This window comes from Rhodoplanes azumiensis (assembly GCF_042682915.1).
Classification (GTDB): Bacteria; Pseudomonadota; Alphaproteobacteria; order Rhizobiales; family Xanthobacteraceae; genus Rhodoplanes; species Rhodoplanes azumiensis.
Genome location: NZ_JBHUIW010000016.1, coordinates 45,161 through 66,558, shown reverse-complemented (window position 1 = coordinate 66,558; position 21,398 = coordinate 45,161). Strand labels below are relative to the sequence as shown.

Below are 21,398 nucleotides of genomic sequence, written 5' to 3'. Positions count from 1 at the left end.
CGTCACAGCACGGCCGCCCGAGCTACGATCCCTCTCCCCGCACGGCGGGGAGAGGTCGAGTCGTGCCGTGTCCGCCGGCGCTCCGAGAGCATCACCGCCCCCTGCCGTCGAGCGACACCCAGTAGGTGCCGTGCATCGGAACCGCGAGCAGCGTCTCGTTGGCGAACTTCAGGCTCGCATCGGGGTCGACGTCCCCGAACAGCTTCGGATGGAACCACGTGGCGAGCGCCTCCAGGGCCAGCACGTTGAGCGGAAAATTGCCGAACAGGTGCCACAGCCCGTGCACGCGCCCGCGGCGTACCGCCGCGATGTCGGCGAGACCGGGGGCCTTCACGATGCGCTGCAGCTTGGCGCGCGACTCGGCGGCGTCGACGCCGGGCCCGAGCACCAGCCCGCCGGTGCCGGCGAGATGCTGCCCGCCGGTGCCGACATACACGTCGGGGTCGCGCCCCATCACGTATTCGAGGCTGATCGGGCCGAACGGCGTCTTGAGCACGTCGACCGCGATGTTGTAGCCGCCGGCGGGATCGATGAAGGCCCCGATGGTGGCGCGGCCGGGCGCGTTGCAGCACTCGGAGAGGCCGGCATGGGCGTTCATCAGCACGGTCGGGACGACCGGCTTCGCCGCCGCCAGGCGATCGCGGATGCGCGCCGCCCGGCTCTCGTGGAACTGCACGACCCGCTCGGCCGCGTCCTCGCGCCCGAGCACGCGGCCGAGCAGCCGCAGGCTCGGCACGATGTTGTCGAGCGGCTTGGCGATCAGATCGACGAAGACGACCGGCACGCCGGCGGCGGCGAAGCGGTCGAGCGTCTCCTTCGAACGCAGCGAAGGCCCGTAGCCGCCGGACAGGATCGCGAGATCCGGGCCGGTCGCCAGCGCCTGCTCGATGGAGAAGGTCTCCTCGCTGCCGCGGCCGACGATCGGCACGCCGGCGATCGCCGGAAACGTCTCCAGATAACGGCCATAGGTCACCTTGTCCTGACGGGCGAGATCGCCGGGCCAGCCGGCGAGCAGCGACACCGGATCGGGATGGACGAGCGACAAGGTGATCAGCTGGCGGCCCTCGCCGAGCACGATCCGTTTCACCGGGCGGGCGATCTCGACCTGCCGCCCGGCGACGTCCGTCACCGTGATCACGTCGCGGGCCGCGCGAGCGCGGCGCGGTAGCAGCGAGCCGGCGGCAGCGGCGGCGCCGGTCGTGAGAAGGGTGCGGCGGGAAAGGGTCATGGGTTGCTCCGCAGCGGCCGGCCGAGCGCGAGCGTGACGGCGCGTGAGATCGCGGCCGGGACGACCGAGACATGGTCCTCGTCGGGAAACTCGACGTAGTCGACCGTGAGCCCGCGTCCGGCGAGCGGGGCGAGGCGAGCCGCCATCTCGCGCGCGTTGTCGACCATTCGGTTGCGCTGCTTCCAGGCGATGCGCGTGTCGGCATCGACGGCGTCGCACTCGACCGTGGTCGGCTCCTGCTCGCAACCGCCCATGGTGATCAGCAGGCGAAGATCGGCGTCGGGCCGCAGCGCCGCGACGAAATCACGCTCGTGCGCCAGGATCACACGATCGGCGAACCAGATCGACGGACTCGCCGCCACGCAGGTGCGGAACAGGCCGGGCCGTGTGAACAACGCGTAGAGCGTGAACAGTCCGCCGAAGGAGTGTCCGAACAGCGTGCGACGCGTCGGATCGAGCGGGACGTCGCGGCCGATCGCCGGCAGCACGTCGGCTTCGATGAAATCGAGAAACCGGTCGGCACCGCCGACCGGCGGCCAGCCCGAGCCGTCGGGGCGCGGCGGCATCGTGAGCGGCCCGCGCGGCGCCGGCGTGTAGTCGAAGGTGCGGCGGACGAGATCGAGCGGCTCGTCGATCGGATAGCCGAGCCCGACCACCGCGGCCGGCACCACGCCGGTCACCTCGGTCCGCCGCGAGCGCAGGCTCACGGCCTCGGCGACGGTCGCGAAGGCCGCGTTGGCGTCGGTGATCAAGATTAGGGGATAGCCGGCCGGCGACGGCGGTTTTCCGTGCGGACGCGCCACGTAGACACGATGCTCCAGGCCGTCGCGCGACCGCATCGTCTCGACCCGCGTGTGCGGCAACGCCGCCGGCGGAGGGCCGAGGCCGGCGGCGCCCTCGTCGTCGCGATCGCGGCGTGCCGCGGTCGCGCGGAGATCGGAGACGACAGCCGTCACCAGCGATACCTCGCGGTCGCCAGGATGGTGCGCCGCGTGCCGAAGTAGCAGCCGGTGTCGAAGCTGCCGCTGCCGGCGCTGCACGAGGCGACATACTCCTTGTCGAACAGGTTCGAGGCGTTGAGCGACAGGCGCAGGCCCTTGAGCTTCGGCTCGATGGTGTCGAAGTCGAAATGGACCGCGGCGTCGACCAGCGTGAAGGCCGGCACCTCGATCGTGTTGGCGACGTCGCCGAAGGTCGACGAGACGTGGCGCACGCCGGCGCCGAGGCCGAGGCCGGCGGCCGGGCCGTCGCGGAACGTGTACATGCCCCACACCGAGCCGAAATACTCCGGCACCTGGACGGGCCGCTTGCCGAGGCTGGTGTCGTTCGCCTGCGTCACCTCCATGTCCTGCCAGGTGAAGGCGCCGAGCACGTCGATGTTGCGGTTGATGCTCGCCTTCGCCTCGAGCTCGACGCCGCGGGTTCGCACTGCGCCGGTCTGCACGCTGCACGAGCTCGACGCCGTGGTGCCGCAGCCCTTGTGGGTCGGATCGGTGTCGGGCGTCTGCACGTTGTACTGGGTGAGCTCGTAGACGGCCGCCGTGAACAGCATGTTGGTGCCGGGCGGCTGGTACTTGATGCCGGCCTCGACCTGCTCGCCGGTGGTCGGCTTGAACGGCCGTTTGTAGTAGTCGAGCGTCGAGCCCGTCACCGGCTCGAACGAGGTCGAATAGCTGATGTAGGGCGCGAGCCCGTTCTCGAAGTGATAGAGCAGGCCGGCCCGCCAGGTGGTCGCCGCGTCGGTCTGCGACGCCGACGTCAGCGCCCCCGACGCGATGGTGATCTGGTCGAAGTCGAAGCTCGCTCGGTCGCGCCGGAGGCCGAACATGCCGATCAGGTTTCCGAGCCGGATCTGGTCCTGGATGTAGAGGCCGAGCTGGTCGTTGGTCTGCTTCGCGTCCGTCTGGTAGGCCGGAACCGGGATGCTCTGCCAATACATCGGACTGAGGAAGTTGATGGTCGCCACGCCGGTCGTGGCGTTGCCGAGCAGGCGGCTCGCGTCGGCGTACTGGTAGTCGAGGCCCATCAGCACCGTGTGCTTGAACGCGCCGGTGTAGAACTGCGCCTGCACCTGGTTGTCCATGGCGAGCGAGTCGAGCTCGTCCTTCACGTTCGACTTCGCCCGGTTGATGATCGACTGCGCCGCATCGGCGTAGCTGGTCGGCGAGAGGCCGCGGAAGTTGGTTTCGAGATGCATCACCCGGGTGTTCTGGCGGATCGTCCAGACGTCGTCGAACCTGTGCTCGAACAGCGAGGTGAGCGAGGTCTGCTTGCGCTCGAACACCTCGTAGCCGGGGTCCGACACGTTGAAGGTCGACGCGATCCAGCCGCTCCGGCTCGGCATCACGGTGCCTTCCTTGGGCAGGAACACCGAGTAGAAGCTGTTCGGATCCTGGGTGTGGTTGGCGAGCAGCGTCCAGGTCGTGTCGCTCGACGGCTTCCAGGTCAGCGCCGGGGCGAGCACGTAGCGGTCGTCCTCGGTGTAGTCGACCTGGGTGCCGGAGTTGCGGGCGAGCCCGGTGAGCCGATAGAGCCAGCGGCCGTCCTTGTCGATCGGCCCGGAGACGTCGAACGTGCCCTGCAGGCGCTCGAAGTTGCCGCCCGTCACCTGCACCTCGTGGAACGGCTTGTCGAGCGGTCGCTTGGTCACGAGATTGATCATGCCGCCCAGATTGGTCTGGCCGTACAGGATCGACGAGGGGCCGCGCAGCACCTCGATGCGCTCCAGCGTGTAGGGATCGACGGTCGGTACCGCGAACGAGATGCCGCGCTGCAGCTTGAGCCCGTCCTGGAAGCCGACGAAGCCCTGCAGCACCCCGAGATTGCCGCCGTAGCCGCGCACCGGGATGATGTCGAAGCGGCTCGCCGGCCGCAGGTCGGTGAGCACGCCGGGCGTATAGCGCAACGCTTGGCTGACGCTCTGGGCCTGCTGATCCTCCATCTGATCACGGGTGACGATCGACACGGACTCGGGCGTCTCCACCACCGGCGTGTTGGTCTTGGTGCCGGTCATGCTGCGGTCGGCGACGTAACCCTCGACCGGGCCGACGGCGCTCGCCGAGGTCGCCGCGACGCCGCGCGTCGCCGTGACGGTCCCGCCCGCGCCGCCGGCGCCCGGCGCCGTCGCCTCGCCGCCGCCGCTGCCGCCGGTCTCGCGGTCGCTTTCGACCCGGATGGTCGGCAGCGCCGTGCTCTGCGCGAACGCGCCGGTCGCGACCGTGCCGGTCAGCATCGTCGTGGCGAGCAACAGGCCGACGATCCGGGCCGATCCGCCGGTGGATGTCGTGTGAGTCATGGTCAGCCCCCGTCGTCGCACGCACGGCCGTAGCCGTGTCACGTCCGTCCCCAATTGATCCCGACAGTTAACTGCGGGCCGAGGAGGCGTACATTCGACAGGGCGTGTATTTCCTTTGCGAAATCACCAAATGCCTACGACAAGGGGCTTCCTTGCTGCAATTCTAGACTTCGAAGTTTAGAGCTATACCATTTCGAAATCGTTGGAGAGGCGTTGACGCCACTGTCGCGCTCGACGAAGTTGCTCGCGTGATCGATCGGACGACACCTCGAGCGGCGGCACGATGAACGCGAGCCAGGACGGCGCGGGCGGACGGCTCGTGCGCCATCGCGACCTGCGGCGGTGGGCCAAGGCGGCCGATTTCCGTCTGGTGGCCCCGGTGCTCGACGACGACGCGGCGCTGCTGCGCGGCGACTTCGTCCAGCTCGTGCTGCGCTCCGGCCTCCAACTCCACGCCACCGACGTCTGGGACTTGCACGACCTCGAGACCCGCGCCGTGCAGGAGCCCGGGCTGACCTTCTCGCTGTTCCTCGAAGGCGGCGTCACGGCCCATGTGGGCGAGCGCGCCTTCGCCATGGGCCGCCCCGACGGCAGGGGCGGCCCGGTCGAGGCCGTCGTGGTGGCACGCGCCCGACGCGAGATGTTCCGCCGGGTTTCCGCCTGCGGCACCCATGTCCGCAAGGTCACCGTGACGGTGTCGCCGCAATGGCTGGAGGAGAGCGGCCTCGACACGATCGAGGATCATCGCGGCGTCCTGGCCTTCAGCCGCACGCATCTCGCCAGCCTGCGCTGGACGCCGTCGCCGCGCCTCGTGTCGTTGGTCGAGCAGATCCTCAAGCCGCCGTCCTACGCGCCGCTGATGCGCAACCTTTACGTCGAGAGCCGGACGCTCGACATCGTCGGCGAGGCGCTCAACGCAGTCGCGCACGCCGACATCGCCGGTCAGGAGCGGGCCGCCGCGGCGATGCTGCGGCCGAAGGACTACGCTCGGGTGCGTGCCGTCTGTGAGTATGTCGACGCCCATCTCGACGACGCCGTGACGCTCGACACGGTCGCCCGCCACGTCGGCATGAGCGTCTCGACGCTGCAGCGGGTGTTCCGGGCGGCGCGCGGGACGACGGTCGTCGACCACATCCGGGCGCGCAAGCTGGAACGGGCCCGCGAGGCGCTGGAGCGCGACGGCGTCTCGGTCAACGAGGCGGCGTTCATCGCCGGCTACGCCAACCCGGCGAATTTCGCCACCGCCTTCAAGCGCACCTTCGGCGTGCCGCCACGCCATTTTCGTGCACGGATATAGGGCGGCGCATCCGGACCGGAGAACGGCGAAGGCCGGGGGCTCGGGCTCGTCCCGAACTGGCGCGCCCAAGGGGAATCGAACCCCTGTTTTCGCCGTGAAAGGGTTGCGAAAACGCCCTTCGATTGTTTCGCCCTTGTTCACGGTTGTCTTTGTTTTCGTTGAGGAACCGAGGCCGAGCGTCTATGGTTGTGCGTGGTCGTACACGCCGGGATATTTGACGAATATTAGACAAATTGGAGGGCGAGCAGTGCCGCGCACCCTGGTCGAGAGCCCCGTCACAACTCCCTCGGCTCGATCCCGCCTCACCCCCGGAATGCACTGGCGGGCGGTCGATCCCGACGTGCATGTCGGTTACCGGAAAGGCGTCCGAGGCGGTCGCTGGGTCGCCCGGTGGCGAACCCGGTCGGGCGGCTATCAGCAGGAGGTGCTCGGAACCGCGGACGACGCCATGCCGGCGGACGGGGAGGGCGTCCTCACCTATGCTCAGGCGGTCATTCGGGTCCGGGAGGTCGTGGCGCGGCATCGGGCCGACGAGGCGGCTGCCGCCGCCGGACCGCCCCTGACTGTCGCCGCGGCGATCGAAGAGTACCTTGACGAGCGCGAGCGCCGGACCGCCGACAAGAAGCGCGACGCCCGGTCCAGGCTGACGCGACATGTCGTGGCGAAGCCGCTCGGCGACATCACGCTGCACACCTTGACCGAACGCGATCTGACCCTCTGGCGGAACACGGCGCCCAGCGACCTCGCCCATGGCACCATCCGCCGAACTGTGAACGACCTGAAGGCCGCCTTGAACCGGGCGGCGCGCGTCCACCGGGATCGCCTACCGCCGCACATCGCCGTGGTGATCAAGAACGGGCTCGCCGTGACGGAGGCGGTTGCTACGGTCGCTCGCGAGGCGCAGGTGCTCAGCGACGAAGAGGTTCGGGCCATCATCCGGGCCGCCGAGGAGGTCGACCGGGAGCAGGGGTGGGAAGGGGACCTGCACCGCCTCGTGCTTATCCTTGCGGCGACGGGGGCTCGCATGTCGCAGGTGATCCGCTGCACCGTCGGGGACGTCGTTGAGAACCGCATCCTCGTGCCCACCTCCCACAAGGGACGAGGCGCGAAGGCTCGGTCCAGGGTCGCCGTCCGGGTCGGGCGGGATGTGCTCGATGCGCTGGCCCCCGTCACGACAGGCAGACCGAGCAGCGCGCCACTGCTGGAGCGGTGGAGATCGAAGCAGGTCGGCATCACCTGGGTTCGGGATCGCCGGGGGCCTTGGTCGGTGGCTGCCGAGCTGACGAGACCGTGGGTGACCATCCGCGAGAAGGCTGAACTCGCCGAGGGCACCGTGCCCTATGCGCTGCGCCACTCCTCGATCGTGCGCGGGCTGCGCGCCGGCCTGCCGGTCCGTCTGGTCGCGGCGCTTCACGACACGTCGTCCGCAATGATCGAACGCCACTACTCGGCGTTCATCGTGGATGCTCTGGATGACCTCGCCAGCGCGGCCGTGGTGCCGCTGGTCGCGGCGCCGGCGGATGTCGTGCCGCTGCGACCAAGGCGGCGGAAGAAGTAGAACACCTGAGGATGCTCGTACTCTCGTCTCGTGCCCGACCTCGGCCGGGCATTTTCTGTCGCGTGGATTGTCTCGGACGTAGTGCCCAAGCAAAAGAAGCCTGTTGATATCTCCTACGTGATGCGCTGAACGTCCTGATCAGTTTTTAAAACGCTTGCAGCGCAATTGCTTCCGTCGTTCGGCGCCGCATCTGAGTAGACAGCAATCGCCCCTTACAGTGCGCGGTCGTTCGCGGTATACTTTAGCAATTCAATCTCTAGGAGAAGAGCCGATGAACGCCGCGGCCTCGACCACCAGCACCAGCAATCCGATCAAGCTCCTGACGCCCCGCGAGACGCGCGAGCGGCTGAACGTGTCGCAAGGCACCCTGTACAAACTGCTGTCGCAGAACGCCTTCCAGACGGTGAAGATCGGAAAGAGCCGCCGCTTCGTCGCGTCCAGCGTCGACGAGTACATCCGCCGCCGCATCGTCGGCGGCGAGGCCACCTGACCGCCCTCAAACATCAAAAATCCAAAGCCCACGAGAGGGCGCCGCGAGAGCGGTGCCCTTTCTTCGTTCTGAACAGACTGGAGAAAGAAAAATGCGAAGCAACACGGAAATCGAAGATCTCCGGCGCAAGGTGACGGAGAACGCTCAGCAGGCGACGATCGCCATCGGGCTCGCCCTGGGCCACGCGGTCAAAGCGGGCAAGGCTCTCATCAGGGCGAAGGAGCGCCTGCTCCACGGTGACTTCGCTCCGTTCGTGGAGAGCTGCGGGCTCAATCCGCGCACGGCGCGCCACTACATGCGGCTGGCTCAGCACTGGCCACTGCTGGAGCAGCGTCAAAACGGTAACACCGTTGCCGTTTTGAGCGTTCGCGCCGCGCTCGCCGCGATCGCCGACCTCGGCCACGTCTACGCCTCGCTGGCCGACTTGCTGGACGAGGGTCCGTGCATGATCTGGCGCACGACCGGCAAGACCTGGATCGACCTCATGTGGCTCGATCCGAGGCCGGACGGCTTCACCCACTACGCGCTCTCGAATGGGCCGCAGAGCGACCCGTTCGCCAACGGCGTCGATTGCAGCCGTCGCCCGGTCAAAAGGGAGGCGATCGCCTACGAGCTGAAGAGCCGCAACCTCTCGGGCGCGACCGTCCGGCGTTACGACCTGAAGACCCCCGGCCCGTTCGGCACCAGCGGAACCGAGTTCATGGACGTCAGCAACCCGGCGACCGTGACGCTCCCGATAATCACCAGTGAAGAGCTGGGCGCTTTCGCGTAGTTCGCCGCGTGAAGCGAGAAGACGATCCGAAGACCTTCCGCAGAAGGACACCGACAATGACGAGCATGAACGAGCACGAACGAGGCCCGCGCATCCTGACCTTCCCGCCGTCCCGCTGCCAGGGCGACGTGAAGGCGTTCGCGAAGACCCTGGCTGATGGGTCGCCCTATGACGCGGTCAACGGGATCGCCGAGGAGCTGATGGCGCGCCGCAAGGCCATGCTGGCGCGGGGCGCGACCGAGCAGGAGATCGAGGCGGCTCTCCGACCGTGGATGTTCGCCGTCTACGACGAGACCATCAGGGCGGCGAGCCGCAGGTCCGGAGGTGCTGCCCCGAGGCCCGGCTCGGCGAACACCAGCACATAGACCTGAAATGAAGAACGGCCGCGCCTTGGTGGAGGCGCGGCCGCGGAAGTCGAAACACTGTGGAGCCCCATCTATGACCAAACAGACCACCGTTCGTCAACCCTCGAAGCGGAGGCGCTTCAGCAGCAACGAGACCACCGGCGTCTCTGCGCTCCGCGTGCCGGAGATCGAGCGCGTGTTCCGGCATCGGTACGTTGCGGTACTGCCGGATGACGACGCCGGTCGCGACGATCTCGACGTGCTGCTCGTCCACGTCCTCCGGTTCAGCAACGGCCACCAGGTCGCACCGTCGTTCGTCCGGCGGTGGGCGCCCTGGGCGAGTGCAGAGGAAGCCGCAACGCTGGTCGAGAAGGCCGCCGGCACCGACAGCATCGGAACCGCCGACGAGGTCGCCGAGCGGCTCGGTCTGACCTACGAGGAGCGCCAGAAGCTCGGCATCACCACCATCGGCGCGATCGACTGCGGACCGGCCGAGCGCGCGCGCCGGCGGAAGGAACGGCACGCGGCGCGGCAGCGGGCGCGCCGGCGCGAGCGGAAGCAGGACGCCGCCGAACGGCGCGGCAAGGTGCTCGCCCGCCTGGACCTGTCGCCGCGGGCCGCGAGCCTCTTCGATCGGCTGGCATCCGGGCGCTGGATGAAGCTGCCCGAGGTCGAGCGGTCGTGGACCGAGGGTGAAGTCGGCGGGCTCTCGCCGGCCGCGAAGCACATGGCGGTCTGGCGGGCGGCCCGCGAGCTGGTGCGGGTCGGGCTGGTCGACATCCGGACCGGGAAGATCGGCCAGCCGGCCGAGGTCCGGCGGGTCGCGGACACCGAGCTGACCGCCGCGAACACGGCCTGTTACCGTAACAAGGCCCCGAACGCGGCGAAGAGCAGCGATCCCGCGACCGAGGTCGGGAGCGTCGAAACCGGCGTGAATACGGGCACTTACTCCTATAACGCCGACAGCGTGCGCACCGCTCCGGACGCCTATAACGAGGAGGGCGTGCGCACCGCTCGGGACGCCGCGTGCGCAGCGTATTCTTATAACTACGGGTCGCACGCTGGTCGGTGGTGGGCCTCTCCGCCCTACAGCGTCACCCTGTCGCTCGACGAGACCAACACGATTGCGGTCGGCGCGCCCGAAGGCGCGCCCGCGCAGCACGAAGTGAAGGACGAGGAAACCGACACCTTCGAAGATGTCCAGCTCGCCGAGCCGGAACCGAACCCGTCGATCCTCGAACTGGTGCTCCCGCGCGCGCCCGAAGGCGCGCGGGCCGGCACCCGGCACATCGTCCTGAACCCCGATGGTTCCGAATTCACGGACGCGCGCGAGCCGCGCTTCCGTGAGGAGCCGGCCGCCCAGCCGAAGAACATCAACCCCGACACCGGCCGCCCGTGGACCTTCGACGACATGCGCCGGAAGGTGAGTGAGAAGTATGCCGCACGACAGAAGCTCTGACCCGGCTTCCGGCCGGGCTCTCGTCCTCGCACAGGCCGCGAACGTCGCGTCCGTCGCCAGCCTCGTGACGGAGGTCCGCCACCTCGCCGGCCGGCGCCTGCCGATCGCGAGGGCGAGCCTCGCGGAAGCCCGGCGGCTCGACGCCATGCTCCCCGACTATCGGCAGCTCGCCGCTGCCCGCGGCACGGTCGACGACCTCCGAACCGCGACGCTGACGGCAGAGGCCGCGACCGAGGCGCTCGTCGGGTTCCTCGACCACCTCGGCGTCGAGGCGTCCGATCGGACGGCACTCTGGCTCGACGCGGTGGTCGGCATGCTGACCGGGCTCGACGCCGGGGCCTTGCTCGGCATGGGCGAGAGCGTCGCCACCAGCCCGGCGGCACTCGCGATCGCGCTGAACACGCTGCTGAGGACCGAGACGAGGCGCCCGCCGCCGGCTGCCATCCTCGCGGCCTGTCGCGACGCCGAGGCGCGCCTCGACAAGCTCGACGCCGAGCTTCTGAAGCTCGACCTGCTGCGGGATGACGTCGACAGCATCCGCGACCAGTTCGATCCCGACGCGCCGCCGCTGCCGCCGGCGGAGGACGGTTTCGACGACACCATCGACGAAGCGGCTGCGTGAACGGATGTGCATCGCTCAGCTCGACCTCCTCGATCTGCTCGACGTCGAAGAAGTCACGATCGGAGTGGCGCCGATCGTGCCGGCTGTTGCACCGGCGCGTGGTCGCGGTCGACCGCCGGATCACGGTCTCGTCGAGCGCGACAGGTTGTTCCGGGTCTGGCACCGCCAGCACCACCCGGAGCTGTCGGCGCATGCCGCCGCGGAGCTGATCGCGCGCGACCTCGGCCGCTATCGCTCCTCGGCGTGGCAGCGCGAGCGGACCGACGACACGGTGCCCGCTCGTCACCTCGGCCGGCCGACAGAGATCGCGTGGTCGATCCTTCGCCTCCGCGACTTCGTTCCCTCGCCGCGGTCGATCAGACGCTCGCTCTCGAACTGATCACGTCGGTGCTTTTATTGGCCAACACGTCGACCGAGAGTAGGTCCGAAAGGATGTGAGCATGCCCAATCTGTTCGACCATCCCGCCAACCAGCACTTTGCCCCGAGGGTGCAGACCATCGGGTGCTCCATCGTGGACCTGGACCCGAAGGGCATGTCGCCCGACAGTCTGACCAGCGAGGAGCGCGACGTCGCCGATCGCCTGCCCCCGCGGGCGCGGGAGCACCTCCACGGCCTCCGTGAGCGTCTCGAGATCGCCCGTGCCGCGTCCTCCGAAACGAACAGCAAGCGGCACGAGGCGCGCGAGCGGCACGGGAAGCTGCGGTCGAGCTTCGAGATTTTCATGAAGCCCGCGATCGAGAAGAACGAGCGGGAGGGGCGACCCAAGCCGGTCTCCGCTGCTCAGGCCGAGCGCGAACTCGCGCGGGCCGCTGCGGACTACGAGAACATCAGCAAACGCAGCGAGGCGCTGTCGGAGGCCAGGAGCCGGTTGAGCCGGCTCGTTCGCGGCATCGAGACTTTCATCGGGGAGCTGCCGCCCGATGTCCGGGTCTTCGACCATGAGGTCGAGTTCCCCAAGGTCAAGAACGGCGACTTCGCCACCGCAGTGGAGACGCGGCGTCGCCACCTCCGTGTGCTGGAGGCCAATCGCCACCGCGTCACGAGCGCGCCGCGGCCGAGCAAGGTCGCGAAGGAGCTGATCGTCGCCGAGATCGACCGGCTCGCCGAGCGCGGGGCTCCGGTCGTCGATGGCGCGATCGAGGTCAATCGATCGCTGATCGACTGGCCGACCCGGCTGCACACGGTCGAGTTCGACCCGCTCGCATTGACGGCGTGGCTGCACCGGGACGCGCTCGTGAAGAAGCTCCTCTCCGAGGTCGACGCGATCGCCGACGACGCGAACGCGCTCACCGACGAGCAGCGGAACGCCGCTCTCGCCGAGAACGAGGGCGACCGGCTCGCGACGGAGTTCGAGGAGGAGCTTCTGATCCGTCACATCGAAGCGGGCGGGGGGAGCTTCGAGCGCCGCCCGGACGCCTCGCCCCAGGCGGTCCTTCAGATCACCATCGAGACTGGAGCTATCGGATGATCATCCCCCCCTCGCTCGCCCGCCGGCCGTTGCTGGTCGACGAGCTGCACTTTGCCGGCCTCTGCTCTGCGGTCATCAAGGCCGAGCAGGCGTTCATGTCGGAGCCCCAGGAGAACGGTGGGGCGAGAACGCCTCTGCGGAGCGTCTACGTCACCGGCGGCGTCGCCGTGATCCCGGTCTATGGATATCTCATTTCGTGCGCGGAATGCGGTGTCTCGTCCTACGACGAAATCGCCGGCGCGGTGAACCGTGCCGTCGCCGACGCCAAGGTCCGTGCGATCGTCCTCGCGATCAACTCTCCCGGCGGCACGGTGAGCGGCATCCTCAGGGCGGTCGAAGCGATCCGGGCCGCTCGTGCGGAGAAGCGGGTGATCGCCCACGTCTCCGGTATGGCTATGTCGGCCGGTTACTGGCTGGCGTCTCAGGCGAACGAGATCGTGCTCGCCGACGATCTGGCTCAGGTCGGCTCCATCGGCGTCTACACGATGCACATGGACCTGTCGAAGGCCCTGGACGATGCGGGCGTGAACGTCTCCCTGATCAGCTCCGGTGAGCACAAGGTCGACGGGCACCCGTTCGGACCCCTGCCGGCCGACGTGCGGAAGCGCATCCAGACCGAGGTCGACGATCTCCGGCTGATGTTCGCCCGCGACGTTGCCTCCGGGCGCGGCTCGCAGTTGACCGAGAAGGCGGCGCTCGCGACCGAGGCGCAGGTCTACCGCGCGCTGAACCCGCAGACCGGGGAGCGCGAAGCCATCGTCGCCGGTCTGGCTGATCGGGTCGCCAGCCTGGAGGAGGTCATCAGGTCCTTCAATCCCGCGTCGAAGAACGAGGTGCTGGACGAACGGGATGATCGCGATGGCGTCGAACTCTGGGACGACAGCGCCAGCGCGTGGGGGCACAAGGGTGCCTGGAACAGCATCGTGGCGACCATGAATGCGCGCCACGACGGAACCGCCCGCGCCGGGGAGGCCGTCGACAGCTCGAACGGCAGCTCCTGGGGGCCGGTGATGGCCCGCGTCAACTCCAGCCGCTTCGGCGGGATCAGCGCCGCCAGCGCCGACGAGAGCGAGGTCGCTGAAGCGGTCGAGGTGGTCGAGCCCCACGTCGCCCCCACGCCGGAGGCCAACGCTTGGCACGACGTGGTCGCCGAGGTGAACGCCCAGCGACGGGCAGGGAGGAGCTGATGACCATCACTCAGGCTGACATCGATCGCGCGCGTGCCGAGGGCTTCGAGGCGGCGACCGCCCGGATCGCCGGCATCCTCGATCACCCCGATGCGGCGGGCCGCGAGCAGCTCGCCCGCCACCTCGCCTTCAAGACCTCCGTGTCTGTCGAGCAGGCCACGGCGATGTTCGCAGTGGCGCCGAAGCTGGAGGTTGCCACCGAGACCCCGGCGCCGGTGATCGGCCAGCGCGCCGGAGACACCTCGCTCGGGCTCGTTCTCATCGACTTCGAGGCTGAGCGCGCAAAGACGGGCTGGCCGGAGGCGCTGGCGAAGGCGAACGCCAAGCGCGACGCCAAGCGCACCACCGACACTCCGCCGGACGTTGCGTGATGATGGCGGTGCAGACACGCACCGCCGACCTTCTCGACCGGCGCCGCGTGCCGCCGGTCGGCGGTGGCGATAGGGCCGGCTCGTCGTCCTTGAGCGAGCAGATGCAAGTCGCCGCCGCGAGCGGCCGGGTGCTGTTGGACGACGCCCGGCCGCTTCTTCTTCGATCACGATCGGGCTCGCCGGCCCGGTCGCGATGCCGTCGGTGTGGTGAAGCGATCCCCCTTCAGACGCCCACTCCGAATGGCCGGGCGACGATCGTGTGCTCCGCACGGTCGTCGCCCTTCCTCTCCGCCCGCACGGGATCGACCGCACCCCGCCCGTACCGCGGGCACCGATGCGAGGATGCGAGCGAACCCATGCGAGGCAGGGTCGGCGCTGTCCTCGCACCACCGCTCGCCGTAGGGGCGGCATGGGGTGCCGCAGAGCGTTTAGGGACCGTCCCAGGGGGAGCGGACCCCGCGCGGCGGCGGCAGTCCGGGCTTTCCGCGTATTTAGGTCCGGATTTTTTCGAGTTTCGTTTCGCTGATCGCCCCTGTGCGCTGAATTGAGGCCCCCGATGCTGATCATCAACACCCTCGGTCCCGCCGCCGGCCTCCTCGCCCTGGTGCTGCGCCGGCTCGCCGCCCTCTGCCATCGCGCCGCCGCCGCCATCCGGGCGGCGGCCGACCGCTGATCACGAAAGGACCCCACACATGGCTGGTCGATCCGCCGAGATCACCATCAGGCTCCGCGACCTCGCGTCGGCTGGTGCGAAGCAGATCGCCGCCGCGCTGAAGCAGGTCGGCACCGCGGCGCGCAGCGTCAACGGGACGACCGTCCGCGGCCCGCATGTCGCAGGGCAGGGAGCGCCCGGAACGCTCGTCGCCCCCGGTCTCGGCCTGAAGGGGCTCGCGGCCACGGCCGGCGCCTACGGGCTCGGCCGCAGCGTCACGCGCGGCTTCCGGGACTATGCCGACGTCGAGCGCCACCTCACCCGCGTGATGAACACGGCCAACGCGACCCGCGCCGAGATGGGAGGGGTGCTCGGCGACCTCGTGAAGCTCTCGAACGAGGTCGCGCTGCCGCTCAACGACGTGGTCGGTGGGCTCGACACGCTCGTCGCGCAGGGGCGCACGCTGAAGGACGCGCTGGCGATCCTGCCGGCGGTCGCCCGGTCGGCCCAGGCTTCGGGTGCGACTGTCGAGGACATCGCGAAGTCGGCGGACGCCACGGCGTCGCACATGAAGGTCGGCGCCGAGGGGATGCAGCAGGCGTTCGACACGATGGTCGCGGGCGGCAAGGCTGGCATGTTCGAGCTGAAGGACATGGCCCGGTATCTGCCCTCGATCCTGCCGGCCGCATCGGCGGCCGGGCTGAAGGGTCAGGAGGGGTTGCGGACCATCGTCGCGCTGATGCAGGTCGTCCGGAAGTTCTCTGGCACCTCGGAGGAGGCCGCCGCCAGCGTGTCGGACCTGTTCCAGAAGATGGAGATGGCCGAGACGCAGAAGAAGTTCAAGGAGCTGGGTGTCGACCTGGAGGCGATGTTCAAGAAGGGCCGCCAGGAGGGCCGGAACCTGCTCGAAGTCTTCGAGGAGGCCGTCCACCTCGCGACGAAGGGAGACGCTTCCCTGGTGCCGAAGCTGGCGCAGGACAAGGAGTTTGCTCGGGCGATCCGCTCGATGATCCAGGCGCGTGGCGAGTGGCAGAAGCTCGCGCGCGAGATCGCCGCGACCTCGCCGGGGTCCACCGTCAAGGACCTCTCGAACGTCACCAACGATGCGGCGGCGGCGACGCAGCGCCTCAACTCGGCGTGGGAGAGCCTCTTGCGCAGTGCGGGCCGCCTCGCGGACAAGCTCGGCGCCTCGTCCGTCATGCAGGGCATCGCCAACGAGACGAACCGCCTCGTCGATAGCTGGACGGACCATCCATGGTCCGGCACCGATGCGGCTCGGGCGAAGGCGCAGGAGCAGGCGCTGAAGCTCGCCGAGGTCCGGGCGAAGCAGGCCGAGATGGCTGTCCGGACCGAGGAGGGGCGCGTCGCTGGGGCCGAGAAGGACGCCGCCGCCGGCCGTCCGTTCGGACGGTCGAACCTGAAGGCGGCGCAGGAGCGGCTCGCCGCGGCTCGGATCGCGCATCAAGAAGCGCAGATGAGGGTCGAGACGATGCGGCTGCTCCGCGACAAGCTGCCGGTCACGGTCACCGAGCAGGACAGGCGCTCCCGCGAGCAGCAGGACGACCACCTCCGGTTCTGGGGTCCGGAGAAGAAGCGGCGTGCCGAGGAGGAGCGCGCTCGTTCGGAGCGGGAGGCGCAGAAGCAGTTGTGGGATCGTCGGACCGGCCGCGTCGGTCCGAAGACCTCGGCCGCTCCGCCGGTGGTCGACATGGGCGACGCACCCGGGAAGCTCGACCAGATCACGCAGCGGGCGGGGCAGGCTGGGCAGGCCTTGGACAAGGTCGACGGGGCGCGCGTGGCGCCGGTCGTGGACACGTCGTCGATCGACGCGGCGATCTCCAAGGTCCAGCAGCTCCTCGGCGGTCTGATGAAGGCGAGCGGGATGGTCGTGTCGCCCACGATCACACCCCGGATCGCTCCCGCTTCGGGCGGTGCCGCCGGCACGCTGAATGACTTCCCGGGTAGGAGGTGATCCGGTGGCGCGCCTCCGGGCGCGCCCATCCTCTCGATCAGCGCGGGCAGGCTGCCGTCACCCTTCCACGCCGTGACGGCGAAGCACCCGTTAACGAACAGCCGCAGCAAGGTCTCGCGGCGGTTCTCCTCGGCGGCCTCTTCCTCGGCGATCCGGCGCTCCATCGCGGCCAGGGCGTCGTCGAGCGTCAGCCGTTCCTCGTCCACGAGGTCGGCGAGATCCGGCGCACCCTTCCGCAACCGACCGAGACGCTCGGCCTTGCTCTCGGCATCGCGCTTGCGGGCGACCGCCTTGGCGTAGGCGTCCTTCAGCGTGTCGGGCCCGTTGCGGACAGCGTCGATCAGGTCGGGGGCTACGCTGATCACCATCCGCGCTTGACGGATCAGTTCCGACGAAAAACCCAAACCCAGTTGGGCTTTTCTGGCCGCGGAGTTCTTCCCTCGACCCTTCTCACCCTCCGGGTAGAGCAGCGCGAGCGCGAGGGCCTGCTGGCCCTTGCTCACGTTGCGCCGCTGCCCGCGCGACGCCACGAGCGTGATCGGGTCGCGGTCGCCCAGGTCTTCGAACTTCGGCTCGACGCCGGCGAGCTTGCAGGCTTCGAAGCGGTTGCGGCCATCGACGATGACGGTCTCGCCGTCGAGAGCCATCGTGATGATCGGGTCGAGCTGGCCGTTCGTTTTGATGTCTTCGGCGACGGGCTGCTTCACGAACTCCGCCGCAGCCGACACCTTCACCCTCCCAGCGTCGACCGCCGCCGCGACCTCGGGGGCGCCCTTCTCGATCACGCGCTTCGCACGCTGGCCGCTATCCACGCTCACATTGAGCATCGCAGCGGCCTGCTCCTGGGAGGGTGCCGCAATTGCGGTATGCTGGTTCGCCCCCTTCGGCAGCGTGGCAATCCTGGCCAACACCATCGCGCGCTGGCTCTCGGTGAGGTGTCTCCGTTTCAGGTTCTTGCTGATCACGAAGGCGAGCGGGTCGTCCAGGTCGCCGCAGGGCGAGACGTTGGTGAGGCCTGACCCTGGACGTCACGCCAGCTCGTCGTCATATTGGTGGTGCGCTGCTTCGCGGCGCATCCTCACGAGCCGGGCAGCACGGATGCACTGCTGCCGGCCGTGAGACCCTCCCGCCCTTTCGCGTCAGTCAGCGCATCCAGCTCGGCGCCCTTGTCCAGCGAGGTCCGCGCCGTCTTCGCGAGGTCGCCTTTGAGCTCCTTCGCCCGCGTCGCGTCGGCCGCGACGCTCGACTTGGAGCGCCCGGTCTTCTTCGAGGTGTCCTCGACGAAGGACGGCGCTGGCTCAGAATTGGTCCGAACTTTGGAGGATTTCCCAGCCCGGCCCGGTCGCGCCTTGTAGGACGTCTCCGGGTGCTTCAGCTCGTAGACCCGTTTCCGTTCTGCGGTGAGGAGGGCGCGTTCGGACGGGCCGGTCTCGCCCCGGATCAGGTTTTCGTCGATCTCGGCGAGGCGGCTGGAATGGAAAGGCCCGGCGCGTAGCCGGGCCTCCAGGGCGCGGCGTTGCTGTGGAGTTGATCAGACCCCATCGCGGTGCGAGCGCGGACGCAGAATAGGCGCCCGGCGCGAGCGTCACAAGGTGCCGGCGATCGTGATCACGTCGGACGGCTTCACCTCGTCGCGCTCGACGATCCCGACCACTTCGCCCGTCTGCGGGTCGATCCGCCGGCACTCGCTCCCCGCGCCGAGTGTGCCGTATCGCCTACGTTCCCTGAACGCCTGATCGGCTCGCCACGCCACCTTGCGGGCCTCGCGCTCTTCGGGAGACAGGCGCTTCGGCTTGAGGTGAAACGGGAGCATGGTCGACCTCGTGTTGGTTCCGGACGGGTCTGATGTCGCGCCTCCTGACCTGGGCCGCAAGGCTGATGTCGGTCGGGTCACAGCGTCCGACGCATGGTCCGAGGATCGAACGGCCAGACCCTCTCCGCGCGAGCCCGGAATGCCGCCTTCGCGGCGTCCAAGGTCGGCGCGTCGCCACGGTCGGCCGCGCTGCTCGGGAAGAGCAGGAGCGACCAGAACCACGCCACGGCGCCGCCGGCTCGCTGGACCTTCATGATGCGGCCGATCGTGTGCCCGTCGAGGACGACGCAATAGTCGTCCACGAGCGGGGTGCCGGCCGGGATTTCGCTTCGGCGAAGGCGGAGGTCCATGGCGCAACCCTACAGGCTGAGACCTCGGCGGTCAGCCGAGCGCGAGGAGGTCGCGACGGATCGCCTTGGTGACGCGGTCGACGGCGCGGGCGTTGCCCATGAAGGGGTGACGCCCGACGACGGCGAGCTTCTCGCGGAAGCTGATCGGGTCCGAGACCGGCGCTTCGGCAATGGCGAGCGCGAGGTGCAGGAGGGCGTCTTCGATCGCCTGGAGCAGGGCGCTCGGCGCGTCGTCGAGGGTGTCGACGGCCGCGTCGATCTGGCGGTAGCTGTGGATGAGGCCGGCGAGGTCGGTCGGGCGGGCGGTGGTCATGGTCGCTCCTTCGGGGTCTGGTGAACGAGGTGACCGAAACGGTATTTTCAAAAAACCCCTATGGCAACGTCGAAATAGGTTAAGTAAACTAAGGTAAAGTTGACTGGTGAAAATAACCCGCGAGTGAACGTAACCTCCGTCGGAGGCCGTGGCCCGGTCGGGGCGGTGGTGCCCTGGTCGGGCGTGGCGCCGGAACCCGACCCGGCGACGCCCTGGTGGCGCCAGGGGCGGCGGTGGGAGGCGAAGCCGACGGGGAGGTGTGCCCCGCAGGGGCCGCGACCCGCTCGCCCTGGTGGCGCCCGGACCGGGCGGGGGCGGGGGGGGACTACGAGGCGCGAACGAGGCCGGGCCACCGAGGGATCGATGGTCACCACGATGCTTCAGTGTCCATCGCCGTCCGCGGTAGTGATATTCGACGGATATTAGACAAATCGCCTTCGGCGAACTGCCTGACACGCCAAGGTCATGTTTTGCTTGGTTTATTTTGGCGCGCCCAAGGGGGATCGAACCCCTGTTTTCGCCGTGAAAGGGCGACGTCCTGGACCGCTAGACGATGGGCGCGGGGGTCGGCGCGGGCGCCGACGCGGCGAGACGTATAGTGGCGTTTCGGCCGGGCGGCAAGCGGCGGGCAAGGGGCCGCGAAGGGGCCGCGAAGGGGCCGGCAAGTGGCCACGAAGCGACCGCCGGGGCGGCCGGCCGCGTCGCTCGTGCCGCCCGCCGGTCGCCGTGCCGTTGCGCGACTCGGCTCCCTGTCGGCACCGCGACGGTTCCCGTCCGCGCCGCGGGTCGTCGTCGCGGCGCGACGGTCGCCTCTGCGAGGACGCGACGGTCGGTGCCGGCGGGCGTGGAGGAGCCCGGCCGGCCAAGGTCGCCGCCGCGACGCCGCGGCTACCAGTGCCCGGTGTTGGGCATCGAGCTCCACGGCTCCTGCGGCGGCTTGGCGGCGCCCTTCTGCAGGAGCTCGACCGACTGGCGATCGGGCGAGCGGACGAACGCCATCTGGCCGTCGCGCGGCGGCCGCAGGATGGCGACGCCGGCGGCCTGCAGGCGGGCGCAGGTCGCGTAGATGTCGTCGACCTCGAAGGCGAGGTGGCCGAAATAGCGGGCCTCGGCGTAGTCCTCGTCACCGTCCCAGTTGTAGGTCAGCTCGAGGAGCGGGGCCGGGCGGCCCTTGGCGCGGCTCGCCGCGACGTCGCCCGTGTCCTCGGGAGCCGCCAGGAACACCAAGGTGAAGCGGCCCGTGTCGCTCTCGGTCCGGTGCGTCTCGACCAGGCCGAGCTTGCCGCACCAGAAGTCGAGCGCGGCGTCGAGGTTGCGGACCCGGAGCATCGTATGCAGATATCGCATGAAGTCCTCTTCGACAGACGGCGACCGCGCGTTCGGCCCGGCCGCCCGAGCATGCATATATGATCACGACGGACGTCGAGACAGGTCGCCGCAGGCTCCTCGCGCTGATCGAGGGAGCGCGTGCCGTGCTGCCCTTCACGGGCGCCGGCATTTCCACCGAATGTGGGATTCCGGACTTCCGCTCGCCCGGCGGCGTGTGGACCAAGAACGCGCCGATCGACTTTCGCGATTTCGTCGCGCGCCGCGCCATGCGCGACGAGGCGTGGCGGCGCCGTTTCGCGCTGGAGGAGCAGTTCGGCGCCGCACAGCCGGGGCGCGGGCACCATGCCCTCGCGAGCCTGTGGCGCGCCGGCAGGGCGCCCGCCGTCGTGACCCAGAACATCGACAATCTGCATCAGGCATCCGGCGTCGCCGCACAGGACGTCGTCGAGTTGCACGGCAACACCACCTACGCGCTTTGCCTGTCGTGCGCGGCCCGCTACGAGATCGCCTGGGTGCGGGAGCGGTTCGATGCGACCGGCCACGCACCGGACTGCGCGTGCGGTGGCCACATCAAGACCGCGACCGTGTCGTTCGGTCAGGCGATGCCGGAGGCCGAGATGCGCCGCGCCGAGGAGCTGACGCTTCGCTGCGATCTCTTCCTCGCCATCGGCTCGTCGCTGGTGGTCTGGCCGGCGGCCGGGTTCCCGCTGCTCGCCAAGCGCAACGGCGCACGGCTGGTGATCCTGAACCGAGAGCCGACCGAGTTCGACGAGATCGCTGACCTTGTCGTGCACGCGGATATAGGAGACGTGCTAGCCCCGCTCGTTTCACATTGATTTGACTCGGCTTCCGTGCACGGTTGCCACGGTCGTGCACA

Annotated in this window: 21 protein-coding genes and 1 tRNA gene; 14 read left to right on the top strand and 8 right to left on the bottom strand. The window is 69.1% G+C overall.

Features of this window, described 5'->3' with window-relative positions:
- Nucleotides 1–91: 91 nt before the first annotated feature.
- Genes ACFSOX_RS14355 through ACFSOX_RS14345 form a run of 3 tightly spaced genes read right to left on the bottom strand, consistent with a single transcriptional unit; the run spans nucleotide 92 to nucleotide 4,523 of the window.
- The gene (locus tag ACFSOX_RS14355; RefSeq protein WP_378478495.1) at nucleotides 92–1,228 is read right to left on the bottom strand and encodes an ABC transporter substrate-binding protein; all 1,137 of its coding nucleotides are present in this window, start codon (nucleotides 1,226–1,228) and stop codon (nucleotides 92–94) included.
- Nucleotides 1,225–2,184 (bottom strand): alpha/beta hydrolase, encoded by a 960-nt coding sequence (locus ACFSOX_RS14350; RefSeq protein ID WP_378478494.1) that lies wholly within the window; start codon nucleotides 2,182–2,184, stop codon nucleotides 1,225–1,227. Before ACFSOX_RS14350 ends, ACFSOX_RS14355 begins: the two co-directional genes overlap by 4 nt.
- Complete coding sequence (locus ACFSOX_RS14345; RefSeq protein ID WP_378478493.1) at nucleotides 2,181–4,523, bottom strand: TonB-dependent siderophore receptor; 2,343 nt, start codon at nucleotides 4,521–4,523, stop codon at nucleotides 2,181–2,183. The genes ACFSOX_RS14350 and ACFSOX_RS14345 overlap by 4 nt, the downstream gene beginning before the upstream one ends.
- 283 nt (nucleotides 4,524–4,806) lie before the next feature.
- Between ACFSOX_RS14345 and ACFSOX_RS14340 the strand changes: the two genes are divergently transcribed.
- The 13 genes from ACFSOX_RS14340 to ACFSOX_RS23650 all read left to right on the top strand — a co-directional run bounded on the left by ACFSOX_RS14340 (nucleotide 4,807) and on the right by ACFSOX_RS23650 (nucleotide 17,735).
- On the top strand, nucleotides 4,807–5,820 hold the full coding sequence (locus tag ACFSOX_RS14340) for a helix-turn-helix transcriptional regulator (RefSeq protein WP_378478492.1): 1,014 nt from the start codon (nucleotides 4,807–4,809) through the stop codon (nucleotides 5,818–5,820).
- Between the two features lie 247 nt (nucleotides 5,821–6,067).
- Nucleotides 6,068–7,378: a tyrosine-type recombinase/integrase gene (locus ACFSOX_RS14335; protein ID WP_378478491.1), complete on the top strand. Its 1,311-nt coding sequence runs from the start codon at nucleotides 6,068–6,070 to the stop codon at nucleotides 7,376–7,378.
- Nucleotides 7,379–7,649: 271 nt separating this feature from the next.
- Nucleotides 7,650–7,868, top strand: a complete 219-nt coding sequence (locus ACFSOX_RS14330) for a helix-turn-helix domain-containing protein (protein WP_378478490.1) — start codon at nucleotides 7,650–7,652, stop codon at nucleotides 7,866–7,868.
- A 91-nt stretch (nucleotides 7,869–7,959) separates the two neighbouring features.
- Nucleotides 7,960–8,640, top strand: a complete 681-nt coding sequence (locus ACFSOX_RS14325; protein WP_378478489.1) for a hypothetical protein — start codon at nucleotides 7,960–7,962, stop codon at nucleotides 8,638–8,640.
- Between the two features lie 56 nt (nucleotides 8,641–8,696).
- On the top strand, nucleotides 8,697–9,005 hold the full coding sequence (locus ACFSOX_RS14320; RefSeq protein WP_378478488.1) for a DUF6074 family protein: 309 nt from the start codon (nucleotides 8,697–8,699) through the stop codon (nucleotides 9,003–9,005).
- 73 nt (nucleotides 9,006–9,078) lie between these two features.
- On the top strand, nucleotides 9,079–10,443 hold the full coding sequence (locus tag ACFSOX_RS14315) for a hypothetical protein (protein WP_378478487.1): 1,365 nt from the start codon (nucleotides 9,079–9,081) through the stop codon (nucleotides 10,441–10,443).
- 64 nt (nucleotides 10,444–10,507) lie between these two features.
- A complete protein-coding gene (locus ACFSOX_RS14310; RefSeq protein ID WP_378478486.1) occupies nucleotides 10,508–11,065 on the top strand; it encodes a hypothetical protein in 558 nt (185 codons plus the stop codon).
- A 4-nt stretch (nucleotides 11,066–11,069) separates the two neighbouring features.
- Nucleotides 11,070–11,444, top strand: coding sequence for a hypothetical protein (locus ACFSOX_RS14305; RefSeq protein WP_378478485.1), 375 nt, complete (start codon nucleotides 11,070–11,072; stop codon nucleotides 11,442–11,444).
- 61 nt (nucleotides 11,445–11,505) lie between these two features.
- Nucleotides 11,506–12,534: a hypothetical protein gene (locus ACFSOX_RS14300; protein ID WP_378478484.1), complete on the top strand. Its 1,029-nt coding sequence runs from the start codon at nucleotides 11,506–11,508 to the stop codon at nucleotides 12,532–12,534.
- Nucleotides 12,531–13,721, top strand: coding sequence for a S49 family peptidase (locus ACFSOX_RS14295; protein WP_378478483.1), 1,191 nt, complete (start codon nucleotides 12,531–12,533; stop codon nucleotides 13,719–13,721). The genes ACFSOX_RS14300 and ACFSOX_RS14295 overlap by 4 nt, the downstream gene beginning before the upstream one ends.
- On the top strand, nucleotides 13,721–14,092 hold the full coding sequence (locus ACFSOX_RS14290) for a hypothetical protein (RefSeq protein WP_378478482.1): 372 nt from the start codon (nucleotides 13,721–13,723) through the stop codon (nucleotides 14,090–14,092). Before ACFSOX_RS14295 ends, ACFSOX_RS14290 begins: the two co-directional genes overlap by 1 nt.
- A 692-nt stretch (nucleotides 14,093–14,784) precedes the next feature.
- Nucleotides 14,785–16,716 (top strand): phage tail tape measure protein, encoded by a 1,932-nt coding sequence (locus tag ACFSOX_RS14285; protein WP_378478481.1) that lies wholly within the window; start codon nucleotides 14,785–14,787, stop codon nucleotides 16,714–16,716.
- Nucleotides 16,713–17,735, top strand: coding sequence for a hypothetical protein (locus tag ACFSOX_RS23650; RefSeq protein ID WP_465270122.1), 1,023 nt, complete (start codon nucleotides 16,713–16,715; stop codon nucleotides 17,733–17,735). The genes ACFSOX_RS14285 and ACFSOX_RS23650 overlap by 4 nt, the downstream gene beginning before the upstream one ends.
- A gap of 566 nt (nucleotides 17,736–18,301) precedes the next feature.
- Here the strand turns inward: ACFSOX_RS23650 and ACFSOX_RS14280 are convergent.
- The 5 genes from ACFSOX_RS14280 to ACFSOX_RS14260 form a co-directional block, all read right to left on the bottom strand.
- The gene (locus tag ACFSOX_RS14280; protein WP_378478480.1) at nucleotides 18,302–18,529 is read right to left on the bottom strand and encodes a hypothetical protein; all 228 of its coding nucleotides are present in this window, start codon (nucleotides 18,527–18,529) and stop codon (nucleotides 18,302–18,304) included.
- A gap of 77 nt (nucleotides 18,530–18,606) precedes the next feature.
- Nucleotides 18,607–18,879: a hypothetical protein gene (locus ACFSOX_RS14275; RefSeq protein ID WP_378478479.1), complete on the bottom strand. Its 273-nt coding sequence runs from the start codon at nucleotides 18,877–18,879 to the stop codon at nucleotides 18,607–18,609.
- A 31-nt stretch (nucleotides 18,880–18,910) separates the two neighbouring features.
- Entirely contained in the window at nucleotides 18,911–19,192 is a 282-nt protein-coding gene (locus tag ACFSOX_RS14270; protein WP_378478478.1) for a hypothetical protein, read from the bottom strand.
- A gap of 485 nt (nucleotides 19,193–19,677) precedes the next feature.
- Nucleotides 19,678–19,753: transfer RNA gene (locus tag ACFSOX_RS14265), tRNA-Glu, on the bottom strand.
- A 327-nt stretch (nucleotides 19,754–20,080) separates the two neighbouring features.
- Nucleotides 20,081–20,539, bottom strand: a complete 459-nt coding sequence (locus tag ACFSOX_RS14260; RefSeq protein ID WP_378478477.1) for a VOC family protein — start codon at nucleotides 20,537–20,539, stop codon at nucleotides 20,081–20,083.
- A gap of 59 nt (nucleotides 20,540–20,598) precedes the next feature.
- On the opposite strand from ACFSOX_RS14260, the gene ACFSOX_RS14255 reads away from it, so the two are divergent.
- Entirely contained in the window at nucleotides 20,599–21,357 is a 759-nt protein-coding gene (locus ACFSOX_RS14255; RefSeq protein ID WP_378478476.1) for an SIR2 family NAD-dependent protein deacylase, read from the top strand.
- Nucleotides 21,358–21,398: the final 41 nt, after the last annotated feature.

Coding starts and splice junctions, on each gene's coding strand:
- ACFSOX_RS14305 (WP_378478485.1), top strand. CDS start 11,070: ATGTGCATCGCTCAGCTCGACCTCCTCGATCTGCTCGACGTCGAAGAA.
- ACFSOX_RS14355 (WP_378478495.1), bottom strand. CDS start 1,228: ATGACCCTTTCCCGCCGCACCCTTCTCACGACCGGCGCCGCCGCTGCC.
- ACFSOX_RS14255 (WP_378478476.1), top strand. CDS start 20,599: ATGATCACGACGGACGTCGAGACAGGTCGCCGCAGGCTCCTCGCGCTG.
- ACFSOX_RS14330 (WP_378478490.1), top strand. CDS start 7,650: ATGAACGCCGCGGCCTCGACCACCAGCACCAGCAATCCGATCAAGCTC.
- ACFSOX_RS14270 (WP_378478478.1), bottom strand. CDS start 19,192: ATGACCACCGCCCGCCCGACCGACCTCGCCGGCCTCATCCACAGCTAC.
- ACFSOX_RS14300 (WP_378478484.1), top strand. CDS start 11,506: ATGCCCAATCTGTTCGACCATCCCGCCAACCAGCACTTTGCCCCGAGG.
- ACFSOX_RS14260 (WP_378478477.1), bottom strand. CDS start 20,539: ATGCGATATCTGCATACGATGCTCCGGGTCCGCAACCTCGACGCCGCG.
- ACFSOX_RS14295 (WP_378478483.1), top strand. CDS start 12,531: ATGATCATCCCCCCCTCGCTCGCCCGCCGGCCGTTGCTGGTCGACGAG.
- ACFSOX_RS14340 (WP_378478492.1), top strand. CDS start 4,807: ATGAACGCGAGCCAGGACGGCGCGGGCGGACGGCTCGTGCGCCATCGC.
- ACFSOX_RS14320 (WP_378478488.1), top strand. CDS start 8,697: ATGACGAGCATGAACGAGCACGAACGAGGCCCGCGCATCCTGACCTTC.
- ACFSOX_RS14280 (WP_378478480.1), bottom strand. CDS start 18,529: ATGCTCCCGTTTCACCTCAAGCCGAAGCGCCTGTCTCCCGAAGAGCGC.
- ACFSOX_RS14275 (WP_378478479.1), bottom strand. CDS start 18,879: ATGGACCTCCGCCTTCGCCGAAGCGAAATCCCGGCCGGCACCCCGCTC.
- ACFSOX_RS14285 (WP_378478481.1), top strand. CDS start 14,785: ATGGCTGGTCGATCCGCCGAGATCACCATCAGGCTCCGCGACCTCGCG.
- ACFSOX_RS14345 (WP_378478493.1), bottom strand. CDS start 4,523: ATGACTCACACGACATCCACCGGCGGATCGGCCCGGATCGTCGGCCTG.
- ACFSOX_RS14325 (WP_378478489.1), top strand. CDS start 7,960: ATGCGAAGCAACACGGAAATCGAAGATCTCCGGCGCAAGGTGACGGAG.
- ACFSOX_RS14315 (WP_378478487.1), top strand. CDS start 9,079: ATGACCAAACAGACCACCGTTCGTCAACCCTCGAAGCGGAGGCGCTTC.
- ACFSOX_RS14290 (WP_378478482.1), top strand. CDS start 13,721: ATGACCATCACTCAGGCTGACATCGATCGCGCGCGTGCCGAGGGCTTC.